This window comes from Halomonas ramblicola (assembly GCF_030409215.1).
GTDB lineage: Bacteria > Pseudomonadota > Gammaproteobacteria > Pseudomonadales > Halomonadaceae > Halomonas > Halomonas ramblicola.
Genome location: NZ_JAUFPL010000010.1, coordinates 29,819 through 40,836 on the forward strand (window position 1 = coordinate 29,819; position 11,018 = coordinate 40,836).

Genomic DNA, 11,018 nt, shown 5'->3' on the forward strand with positions numbered 1-11,018 from the left:
CCATCCTCCTGCAGGAAGTCGACGAACTGGCCCGGGGGCCGAGCTGCGCGCAGCTCATGGCCTATGAGCCGATCACCACCCGGCTGCGCGTCCCCGGCTACTACCCCAATCCCGAGGAGTGGGAGCTCGCCTCGGAGCCGCTGTTCCGCTTCGAGGACAACGTCTCGATGCTGGCCGGCGCCTTCGTCGCCAGTGGCGACACCTACTATGCCGAGTGCCTGGTGCGCTTCCTGGATCACTGGGCCCAGGCCGAGGCGCTGACCGACTTCCACTACGACTCCACCCAGCCCCAGGCCTGGTTCGCCACCGAATCGATGCTGTTCGCCGCCGGCATGGCCTACGCCACGGTGCGGCCCTTCGTGGACGGCCTGGAGGAGGAGCGCGAGCGCCTCGAGACGTGGCTCAACGGGCTCGCCCACCAACACGCCGAGATCCCCGGCCAGGACGGCAACAGCTGCTGCAACAACCACTTCTACCGCCGCGCCCTGTACGGCAGCGTCATCGGCGTGCTCACCGAGGACGACGAGCTGTTCCGCTTCGGGGTGAGCGCCATCTATTCGGCCCTGCACGACCTCACCGAGGAGGGCGCCCTGCCCCTCGAGGTGCGTCGCGGCCGCCGTGCCACCCACTACCAGAACTACGGCCTGCTCTACCTGGTGACCAACATGCAGGTGATCGCTCGCCAGGGCTACGAGGAGATCTTCGACCTGGAGGTCGAGGGCAGCAGCATCCACGACGCCATCGACTTCCTGTTCGCGATCCTCGACGACCCGGCCGCCCTGGGCGACTACGCCCCCCTGGAGCAGTACACGGGCTTCCTCAAGGATCCCCAGTACTTCACCTGGATGGAGATCTACCAGTCCCGCTACGACGACCCGCGCATCGCCGACTTCCTGGACCGGGTCCGGCCGCTCTACAACCGCAGCGCCGGCGGCTACATCAGCCTCTACTTCATGTCGCCCGAGGCCCAGGAGCACGTCTCTCTCGACGAGCAGCAACGCCAGACCGAGGCCTTTCGTGGCCTCTCCGACCAGTGATGCGCCCCTTGCCCATCGAGGACCCGCCCATGCACGAGACCACACCCCGTTTCCCGTACCGCACCGCCCCCACCCGCCTGGCCCTCTCCCTGGCCCTGGTCGCCGCGCTGGGGGGATGCGCCGCCACGACGGCCCCCTCATCGGACCCGGCCGGCCCCGGGGTCCCGGCAGAGTACCGGGAGTGGTTCGCCTGGAGCCCCGAGCCCGACATCAGCGGCCAGGACTGGGACAGCATCAATCGCGCCCAGGACCTGATCGACGAGGGTCGCTACGCCAAGGCCCTCGAGCGTCTCGAGCCACTGATGGCCAGGCACATCTCGCCGGCCTTCTACGAGGCGGCCAAGCTGCACGAGGCCGGTCACGGCGTGCCCCGCGACCCGACCGAGGCCGCGCGCCTCTACGGCAAGTCTATCGAGAAGCCCTCCTCGATCCGCGGCCATGCCTCGATCAGCCTGGCCGAGCTCTACCTGGAGGGCGACGGCGTCGAGCCCCACGACCGACTCGCCTTTCACCTGCTCGAACAGGCGGTGAAGGAAGGCGTCGAGCGTGCCGAGCCGATGCTGGCCGAGCTGCTCGCCGAAGGCGGCGACGGCGTCGACGCCGCCCCGGAGCGAGCCCGGGAGCTCTACGAGCGGGCCGCCGGGCGGGACGACACCCAGGCCCTGCAGGCCCTGGCCGAGGCCCACGCCCCGGGCGGCTGGCTGCCGGCCTCGCCGGAGCGTTCCCGGCAGTACGCCCGTCGCCTCGAGCGGCTGCTGGAGGTCGAGGCCAGCGACGGCGATACCGGTGCCATGCAGCGCCTCGCCGGCCTCTACGCCAGCGATGGCCTGCTCGGCGACCAGCCCGACAAGCGTCGCGAGTGGCTGGTGCGAGCCGCCGACGCCGGCGACGAGGATGCCCTGGGCCATGCCGGCATGGCCCTGCTCGAAGCCGACCCGCGCCGCGCCCTGCCCCTCCTCGAGGAGGCGGCGCAGCGCGGCGACGTCGATGCCATGACCCGCCTGGGACAGGCGCTGCTCGACCCCCAGTCGGGTCACGAGCGGCCGGCAGAGGCGAAGCGCTGGCTCGAGACGGCGGTCGAGGAGGGATCGGTGGATGCCATGGTGATCCTCGGGGCGGCGCTGATCGAGGACGCCGGCCGGCGCGCCGCGGCCATGCGCCAGGCCGCCCCCGAGGGCGACAGCGCCGCCCCCGACGATGCGGCGCTGCCCGACCCGGCCCTGGCCGGCGCCCCCGACGTCAGGCGGGGCATCGAGCTCCTGGAGAGGGCGGCCGACCGGGATCATCCCCTGGCTCTGGCCCATCTCGGCGCCATCTATCTCGACGGCGACCTGGTGCCTAGCCAGCCCTACCTGGCCATCGATTTCCTGGAGCGCGGCCATGAGCTCGGCCATCCCTGGGCGACCCAGCAACTGGGGGCCGCCTACCTGGAGGGCCGGGGCGTGCCCGTCGATGGCCGGCGGGCCGAGACCCTGCTGCAGGCGGCCGCCGATCAGGGCCAGGAAGGCGCCCTGCGCCTGCTCGGCGAGGCCTATCTCGCGGAGGGCGAAGCCCTGCCCTTCCATCCCAGCCGCGGCGAGGAACTGCTCCAGGCGGCGGTCGACGCCGACGATACCAGCGCCATGACCGTCCTCGGCGAGGCCTATCTGATGGGCCCACTGGAGGAGGATCCCGGTCGCGGCCGGGCGCTCCTGGAACGGGCGGCCCGCGAGGGCGACGCCTATGCCATGGTGGTGCTGGGACGCGCCTACCGGGAGGGCAAGGGCGTGCCGCGCGACCTCGACGAGGCGAGCCGCTGGCTGACCCGCGCCCGGGACGCCGGCCATGCCTCGGCCGACGACGCCCTGACCCGGCTGAATCGCGACCGCGGCGCCCGGGGCGACATCCGCGCCCTGATCGCCGCCGCCGAGGAGGGGCATCCCGGGGCCATGGCCGACCTGGGCCGGGCCTTCCTGGACGGCGAAGGGGTCGAGCGCGATCCCCAGGCGGCCCGGGCCTGGCTGGAGCGCGCCGCCGCTCAGGGGCATACCGGGGCGCGCGCCGACTTCGGCGAACTGCTGCTCGCAAGCGACCCCGACCGCGGCATCGAGCTGCTGCGCGGCGCCGCCGATGCCGGCCATGACGGTGCCCGCCTGAGGCTGGGCGAGGCGTATCTGCAAGGCGAGCACGTCGCGGCCGACGCCGAGCAGGGCCTCGCCTACCTGCGCCCCATCGCCGAGGCGGGCAACCCGCATGCCGCCCGCCTGCTCGGCGAGGCCTACCTGCAAGGCAAGGGCGTCGCGGCCGATCCCGCGCGGGCCAGGGAGTGGCTGGAGCGGGCCGTCGAGAGCGGCGACCTGGCCTCCCGCGCCAACCTCGGGCGCATCCTGCTGCGTGGCGAGGAGGGCATGCCGCGAGACGTCGAGCGTGGCCACGCCCTGCTGCAGGAGGCCGCCGAGGCGGAGCACGCCGGTGCCCAGGCGACCCTGGGTCGCGAATACCTGCGCGGGGACCACCTGGAAAGGAACGCGCGGCGCGGGGCCGACTACCTGCTCCAGGCGGCCTACCAGGACCATGCCAGCGCCCGCCTGGCGCTGGCCGAGGCCTACCTGGAGGCCAACGGCCTGGAGAGCGCCAACCGCGAACAGGCGCTGCTGTGGCTCGACGAAGTGATGGAGGGCGACAGCGACGCGGCCCTCGAGACCCTGCACGACCTGCTCTCGGACGAGAGCGTCGCGACGCGGTGATCGCCCGACGTTTCTTCGCCTCGGCAATGCGAAGGGCCGGCACTGGATGCCGGCCCTTCGCGCCTCAAGGCGTGGAGCGCCCGTCCGCTCAGCCCTGGAAGGGGTTGCGCAGCACGATGGTCTCGTTGCGATCGGGGCCGGTGGAGATGATGTCGATGGGCGTGCCCACCTGGGCCTCGAGGTAGCCGATATAGGCGCGGGCATTGGCCGGCAGGTCCTCGACGCGCCGGGCGCCCAGGGTCGACTCGGTCCAGCCCGGCAGGTCCTCGTAGAGCGGCTCGATGGCCTCATAGCCCTCGGAGTCGACCGGGGTGTCCAGCACCTCGCCGTCCTTGCTGCGGTAGCCCACGCAGACGCGGATGTTCTCCAGGCCGTCGAGCACGTCGAGCTTGGTCAGGCAGAGGCCGGAGACCGAGTTGATCTGCACCGCATGGCGCAGGGCCACGGCGTCGAACCAGCCACAGCGGCGCGGACGCCCGGTGGTGGCACCGAACTCGTGGCCCTTCTCGGCCAGGTGCCGGCCGTGCTCGTCGAACAGCTCGGTGGGGAAGGGCCCCGAGCCGACGCGGGTAGTATAGGCCTTGGTGATGCCCAGCACGTAGTCCAGGTAGAGCGGCCCCACCCCGGAGCCGGTGGCGGTCCCGCCGGCGGTGGTGTTGGAACTGGTCACGAAGGGGTAGGTGCCGTGGTCGATGTCCAGCAGCGAGCCCTGGGCACCCTCGAAGAGGATATTCTCGCCGGCCTTGCGCACGTCGTGCACCAGGCCCACGGTGTCGGCCACCATGGGGCGCAGCTCCTCGGCCATCTGCATGGCGCTGTCGAGCACCTCCTGGAAGTCCACCGGCGGCTCGCCGTGGTACTTGGTCAGCACGAAGTTGTGGTAGTCGAGCACCTCGCCCAGCTTGGAGGCGAAGCGCTCGCGGTGCAGCATGTCGCCCAGGCGCAGGCCGCGGCGCGCCACCTTGTCCTCGTAGGCCGGGCCGATGCCGCGGCCGGTGGTGCCGATCTTGGCCACGCCGCGGGCCTTCTCGCGAGCCTGGTCGAGGCGCACGTGGTAAGGCAGGATCAGCGGACAGGCCGGCGACAGGCGCAGGCGCTCGCGCACCGGCACACCCTTGGCCTCCAGCTCGCGGATCTCCTTGATCAGGGCGTCCGGCGAGAGCACCACGCCGTTGCCGATCACGCAGGTCTTGTCGGGGCGCAGGATGCCCGAGGGGATCAGGTGCAGGACGGTCTTCTCGCCGTCGATCACCAGGGTATGGCCGGCGTTGTGTCCGCCCTGGAAGCGCACCACCGCGGCGGCGGATTCGGTGAGCAGGTCGACGACCTTGCCCTTGCCCTCGTCACCCCACTGGGTGCCCAGTACGACTACGTTCTTGCCCATTGGTCTCTCGTCTCTCGTTGCCGCGCGGCGGCAGGCCGTCGCGCCCTTGGTAAGCCCAGTCTACAGTGCCACGGCCTGCCAGTGGCCATCGCGGTACACCAGCCGCCGGTCGCAGCGGTGCTCGGCCGGCCCGGTGCGCTGTCCCGGCAGCGACTGGACCACGCGTTCGCCGCGTGCCCGCAGGGCGAGCACCGCCTCGTGCAGCCCCGGCTCGTCCTCGGCCGGCGCCCAGATGCCCTCGCAGGGCGGTTCCGCCGGCGAGAGCGTGGCCAGCTGCTTGAGGTCCATGGAGAAACCGGTGGCGGGGCGAGCCCGGCCGAAGGCCCGCCCGGTATCATCGTAGCGCCCGCCCTTGGCCAGCGCCTGGCCGTAGCCGGGCACGTAGGCGGCGAACATCATGCCGGTGTGGTAGGCGTAGCCGCGCAGCTCGCCCAGGTCGAAGTAGGGCTCGACCTCGGGGTGGGCGGCCAGCACGCCCCGGTGCAGGGCGCGCAGCTGGTCCAGCGCCGCCCCCACCGCGGCCGGCGCCTCGGCGAAGGCCTCGCGGGCCTCCTCCAGCACCTCGGCACCGCCGTGCAGGCGCGCCAGCGCCATGAACATCTCGGCCAGGGCGGGATCCGCCACGCTCTCCGCCACCCGGGCGGCCAGCTCCCCCGGCGACTTGAGCTCCAGCGCCTCGAACAGCGCCCGCTCGGCGTCGCCCTCGAGGCCCGCCGCCTCCACCAGGCTGCGGTAGATACCGATATGGCCGAGCGCCAGGTGGATCTCGTCGGCACCGGCGGCATCCAGCGAGGCCAGCGCCAGGTGCAGGATCTCCAGGTCGGCCTCCAGGCCGGCGTGGCCGAACAGCTCCACGCCCACCTGCACGGGGCTGCGGCCGCCCTGATGCTGGTCGGGCGTGGCGCGCAGCACGTTGGTGCAGTAGCACAGGCGTACCGGGCCCTGGCGCTTCAGGGAGTGGGCGTCCATGCGCGCCACCTGGGGGGTGACGTCGGCGCTGACACCCATCATGCGCCCGGTGAGCTGGTCGGTGAGCTTGAAGGTCTGCAGGGCCAGGTCGGAGCCGGTGCCGGTCAGCAAGGAGTCCAGGAACTCCGCGGTGGGCGGCATCACCTGGTCGTAGCCCCAGCGATGGAAGAGATCGAGCAGCGCCCGGCGCAGCTCCTCCATGCGGCTCGCCTGGGGCGGCAGCACCTCGTCCATGCCGTCGGGCAGCAGCCAGCGGTCAGCGATGGTCATGTGAATCATCCTGCAAGGCAGTGAATGGCCAGGGAGAACGGACGCCCTGCCGGGCGCAGCGGCGGGCATCGACGCGCGGTAGACGGCCACAAAAAAACCGGGCCACGCCCGGTTGCAGGAGTCTACCACGTTTGCGGCCGGGATGAACCCCGGCGATATTCGCGCGGGGTTCATCCGGCACCGGGCCGCCCTTACTCCTCGCCGGAGGGCGCGGGACTCTTCAGATACTGGAAGAACTCGCTGGAGGGATCGAGCACCAGCATGTTGTCGTCGCCCTCGAAGCTGTCCCGGTAGGCGTTCAGGCTGCGCCAGAAGGCGAAGAACTCGGCGTCCTGCGAGTAGGCCTCGGAGAAGATCGCCGCCGCCTCGGCATCGCCCTCGCCGCGCAGGGTCTCGGCGCGCTCGGTGGCCTGGGCCAGCAGCACCTGGCGCCGCCGGTCGGCGTTGGCCTGGATGCGTTCGGCCTCCTCCTGGCCCTGGGCGCGCCACTCGCGGGCCTCGCGCTCGCGCTCGGAGCGCATGCGCTCGTAGACCGCCGCGGAGACGTCCTCGGGCAGGTCGATGCGCTTGACCCGGATGTCGACGATCGCCACGCCCAGTTCCTCGCGCATCAGGGCGTCGAGGTCGTCGGTGGGCCCGGTCATCAGGTCGTCGCGGCGCTCGGAGATGATCTGCTGCAGGTTGAGCCGACCGAACTCGTTACGCAGGCTCTCGTCGACCCGCGGCTGGATCAGGCGCGTGGCCATCATCTCGTCGCCGGAGGTGGCCTCGTAGTAGCGGGTCGGGTTGATCACCTGCCACTTGACGTAGGAGTCGACGATCACCGCCTTCTGCTCCAGGGTCAGGTAGCGGCTGGGATCGGTGTCCAGGGTCAGCACCCGGGTATCGAACTTGCGTACCGTCTGGGTGATCGGGACCTTGAAGTGCAGCCCCGGCTGGATGTTCTCCTCGATCACCTCACCGAAGCGCAGCTTGACGGCACGCTCGGTCTCGTCGACCACGTAGAGGCTGTTGCTGGCCAGCCAGGCCGCGGCGGCCAGGCCGCCGACGATGAGCAGGGAACGATTGTTGATCATTTAGCGGCCCTCCCTGCGGATACCACCGGTGTTGCTTCCGTTGCCGGACGACGAGGACGAGGACTGGGTCGAGCGCAGGCGCTCCAGTACCCGGGGGTCGAGCTCGCCCTGCTCGCCCAGGCGCTCGCCGGACGCCGAACCGCCGCTCCGCATGCGGTCCAGCGGCAGGTACATCAGCGGGCCATCGTCGGCCACGTCCACCAATATCTTCGACGTGCTGCCAAACACCTCGCCGATGGTGTCGAGGTAGAGGCGCTCGCGCATGATGGCCGGCGAGTTCTGGTACTGGGTGAGCAGCGCCGTGAAGCGATTGGCCTGGCCGCGCGCCTCGGCGACCACCGCCTCGCGGTAGCCCTGGCCCTGCTCGACGATGCGCTGGGCCTGGCCCTGGGCCTCGGGGATGATGGCGTTGGCGTAGGCCATGCCCTGGTTGATGGTACGCTGGCGGTCCTCGCGGGCGCGGATCACGTCGTCGAAGGCGTCGATGACCGGCTCCGGCGCCGAGGTGGACTCGATGTTGATGGTCTGCAGGCTGATGCCGGTGCCGTAGCTGTCCTGATAGCTCTGCAGGCGGCTGGCCACCGAGCTGCCGAGGATCTCACGGCCCGAGGTGAGGATGTCGATCATGTCGGTACCACCCACCACGTGGCGCAGCGCACTGTCCAGGGCGTTCTCGATGGACAGCTGCGGGTCGCGCACGTTGAGCACGAAGTCGCGGGGGTTGGCCACCTGGTACTGGGCCGAGATCTCGACTTCGACGATGTTCTCGTCGCGGGTCAGCATCGATTGGGTCTGGGTCAACGAGCGCACCCGGGTCACGTTGACCATGCGCACGTCGTCGATCAGCGGCGGGTTCCAGTGCAGGCCGGGGTTGACCACCTCCTGGAACTCGCCGAAGCGCAGCACCACGCCGCGCTCGGTCTGGTCGACCAGGTAGAAGCCGGTGGCGGCCCAGATCGCCAGGGCCACCACGATCAGCAGGCCCGGCAGGGTGAAGGCGTTGCGTGGCTTGCCGCCACCGCCCTTGCCACCGCCACCGCCGCGCTTGCCGCCGCGGCCGCCCAGCATGCTGTTGAGCTTGTCCTGAAACTTCTTCAGGGCCTCGTCGAGATCGGGGGGCTGGTTGCCGCCGCGGTTGCCACCGCCGCCGCTGCCGCCCCCGCGTCGGCCTCCCCCGCTCCAGGGGTCGTGCTGGTTGCCACCACCAGGCTCATTCCAGGCCATAGGTCTTCTCCACTGTGCGTTGCCGCCCCGGCCGGCATCTTGCCGGCCGGGGCTCGGTTGCGATCCTGTCGTACGCTCTCCGGCGACCGTCGAGCCTTTCTGGTTATCGTGCCTCTTCTCACGCGGGCCGACACGCCCACGATCTCACTCCTCCCAGGCCTCGCGTTCCTGCAGGGGCTCCGGCAGGTAGTCGTCGGCCCGCTCGCCGAGCCGCGCCATCAGCTGCAGGAAGTCGCGGCGTGGCAGCCGCACCTGCAGGCGGGTATGGCCGTGCTCGTCGAAGGCCTCGTCGCGCACCGCGCCCAGCTCGTGGAGACCGGCACGCAACTTGCCCTGCTCCGGCGCCAGAGTCAGCGGGAAGTCGATGACGTCCTCGGCGAGCCGCTCGGTCAGGGCCTGGTCCAGCAGCTCCAGCCCCCTGCCCTCGCGCGCCGAGAGCCACACCACCTCGGGGCGGCCCTCGCCGTCACGCTCGATGCGCGGGGCGCTGTCGAGCAGGTCGATCTTGTTCATCACCTTGAGCGTCGGCACCTCCAGGGCATCGATCTCGTCGAGCACCTCCTCGACCTGGGCGACGTTGAGATCGCGGTCGGGGTCGGCGGCGTCGATGACGTGAACCAGCAGGGTCGCCTCGGCGGCCTCCTGCAGGGTGGCACGGAACGCCTCCACCAGCTTGTGGGGCAGGTGGCGGATGAAGCCCACAGTATCGGCCAGGACCACCGGCCCCACGTCCTCGATCTCGAGGCGTCGCAGCGTCGGGTCGAGGGTAGCGAAGAGCTGGTCGGCCGCATAGACCTCGGCGGTGGTCAGGGCGTTGAACAGCGTTGACTTGCCGGCGTTGGTGTAGCCCACCAGGGAGACGCTGGGAATCTCGGCCCGCGAGCGGGCGCGACGGTTCTGGCTGCGCTGGCTGCGGACCTTGTCGAGCCGCTTGTGGATCGCCTTGATGCGCGCCCGCAGCAGCCGGCGGTCGGTCTCCAGCTGGGTTTCGCCGGGACCGCGCAGGCCAATGCCGCCCTTCTGGCGCTCCAGGTGGGTCCAGCCGCGCACCAGGCGGGTCGACATGTACTCGAGCTGGGCCAGCTCCACCTGCAGCTTGCCTTCATGGGTACGCGCCCGCTGGGCGAAGATGTCGAGGATCAGGCCGGTGCGGTCGAGCACCCGGCACTTGAGCTCGCGCTCCAGGTTGCGTTCCTGGGAGGGACTCAGGGCATGGTTGAAGATCACCAGCTCAGCGCCGTGGACCCTGAGCGCCTCGCCCAGTTCCTCCACCTTGCCGGAGCCCACGAAGGTGCGCGAGTCCGGCCGGTGCCGGCTGCCGGTGAGCAGCGTCGCCGGCTCGGCGCCGGCGGAACGCACCAGTTCGAGGAACTCGCCGGCGTCCTCGCGCTCCTGTTCGTCCTGGAAGTCCACATGGACGAGTACCGCCGTTTCACCGGCGTCGGGACGTTCGAAAAACAATCACTACCTCACTGACTGTCCTGCGGCGCGGCAGGATCCTGGGCCGGCAGGCGCACATTGCGCGACGGCACCACGGTGGAGATGGCATGCTTGTAGACCATCTGGCTGACGGTGTTGCGCAACAGGATGACGAACTGGTCGAAGGACTCGATCTGACCCTGCAGTTTGATGCCGTTGACCAAGAAGATCGATACCGGGATGCGCTCCTTGCGCAGGACGTTCAGGTACGGATCTTGAAGGGACTGCCCTTTGGACATGTTGCTCTCCCTGGAATTGTCTCTGGGGTTTGGGTTATTGCGTGTTGAGGCCGTATCCGCCTGGCACCCGCCCGCCTCGCGAAGGGGCCCGGCCATTCGGCTTCCGAAAAGCCGTATCTTACGCTAAGTGCCGAATTCGCGCACCAGTTTCAGCACCGCGCCCAGGGGGTCGCCCACCAGGGGGTCGACCCAGGCCAGTTCCTCCCAGCCGCGCATCCAGGTCAGTTGGCGCTTGGCCAGCTGCCGCGTGGCGACGATGCCGCGCTGGCGCAGGGTGTCGCGGTCGAAATCGCCGTCGAGGTAGGCCCACACCTGACGGTAGCCCACGCTCTTCATGGAGGGCAGCGCGGGATCCAGGTCGCCACGCGCCCGTAGTGCCGCCACCTCATCGATGAAGCCGGCCTCGAGCATCGCCTCGAAGCGTGCCGCGATGCGCCGGTGCAGCACGCCGCGGTCGGCCGGCGCGAGTCCTATCGACAGCGTGCGCCAGGGAAAGGTTTCCGGGCGCTGCTCGGCCCACAGCTCGCTCAGGCTGCGACCGCGGAGCCGGTAGACCTCGAGCGCCCGCATCAGCCGCTGGGGATCGTTGGGGTGGATGCGGGCGGGCGCCCGCG

The 11,018-nt window shown here is 70.6% G+C and carries 9 protein-coding genes; 2 read left to right on the forward strand and 7 right to left on the reverse strand.

The window, feature by feature from the left end:
• Window positions 1-1,037: alginate lyase family protein (locus tag QWY80_RS01890; RefSeq protein ID WP_290228977.1), on the forward strand; the 1,037-nt coding region annotated here is incomplete at its 5' end.
• 29 nt (window positions 1,038-1,066) lie between these two features.
• Window positions 1,067-3,763, forward strand: coding sequence for a tetratricopeptide repeat protein (locus QWY80_RS01895; protein WP_290228978.1), 2,697 nt, complete (start codon window positions 1,067-1,069; stop codon window positions 3,761-3,763).
• A gap of 88 nt (window positions 3,764-3,851) precedes the next feature.
• Here the strand turns inward: QWY80_RS01895 and QWY80_RS01900 are convergent, their stop codons facing one another.
• The 7 genes from QWY80_RS01900 to QWY80_RS01930 all read right to left on the reverse strand — a co-directional run.
• A complete protein-coding gene (locus QWY80_RS01900) occupies window positions 3,852-5,147 on the reverse strand; it encodes an adenylosuccinate synthase (RefSeq protein WP_290228979.1) in 1,296 nt (431 codons plus the stop codon).
• 60 nt (window positions 5,148-5,207) lie between these two features.
• Complete coding sequence (locus tag QWY80_RS01905) at window positions 5,208-6,386, reverse strand: ATP phosphoribosyltransferase regulatory subunit (RefSeq protein ID WP_290228980.1); 1,179 nt, start codon at window positions 6,384-6,386, stop codon at window positions 5,208-5,210.
• 191 nt (window positions 6,387-6,577) lie between these two features.
• On the reverse strand, window positions 6,578-7,462 hold the full coding sequence (hflC, locus tag QWY80_RS01910; RefSeq protein WP_290228981.1) for a protease modulator HflC: 885 nt from the start codon (window positions 7,460-7,462) through the stop codon (window positions 6,578-6,580).
• Complete coding sequence (gene hflK, locus QWY80_RS01915) at window positions 7,463-8,686, reverse strand: FtsH protease activity modulator HflK (RefSeq protein WP_290228983.1); 1,224 nt, start codon at window positions 8,684-8,686, stop codon at window positions 7,463-7,465.
• Between the two features lie 144 nt (window positions 8,687-8,830).
• Window positions 8,831-10,147 carry a ribosome rescue GTPase HflX gene (gene hflX, locus QWY80_RS01920; protein ID WP_290228984.1) on the reverse strand — a complete coding sequence of 439 codons (1,317 nt, stop codon included), beginning with the start codon at window positions 10,145-10,147 and terminating at the stop codon, window positions 8,831-8,833.
• An 8-nt stretch (window positions 10,148-10,155) separates the two neighbouring features.
• Window positions 10,156-10,404, reverse strand: a complete 249-nt coding sequence (gene hfq, locus QWY80_RS01925; RefSeq protein WP_290228985.1) for an RNA chaperone Hfq — start codon at window positions 10,402-10,404, stop codon at window positions 10,156-10,158.
• A gap of 123 nt (window positions 10,405-10,527) precedes the next feature.
• Window positions 10,528-11,018: tRNA (adenosine(37)-N6)-dimethylallyltransferase (locus tag QWY80_RS01930; RefSeq protein WP_435389220.1), on the reverse strand; the 491-nt coding region annotated here is incomplete at its 5' end.

Coding starts and splice junctions, on each gene's coding strand:
- QWY80_RS01900 (WP_290228979.1), bottom strand. CDS start 5,147: ATGGGCAAGAACGTAGTCGTACTGGGCACCCAGTGGGGTGACGAGGGC.
- QWY80_RS01895 (WP_290228978.1), top strand. CDS start 1,067: ATGCACGAGACCACACCCCGTTTCCCGTACCGCACCGCCCCCACCCGC.
- hfq (WP_290228985.1), bottom strand. CDS start 10,404: ATGTCCAAAGGGCAGTCCCTTCAAGATCCGTACCTGAACGTCCTGCGC.
- hflK (WP_290228983.1), bottom strand. CDS start 8,686: ATGGCCTGGAATGAGCCTGGTGGTGGCAACCAGCACGACCCCTGGAGC.
- hflC (WP_290228981.1), bottom strand. CDS start 7,462: ATGATCAACAATCGTTCCCTGCTCATCGTCGGCGGCCTGGCCGCCGCG.
- QWY80_RS01905 (WP_290228980.1), bottom strand. CDS start 6,386: ATGACCATCGCTGACCGCTGGCTGCTGCCCGACGGCATGGACGAGGTG.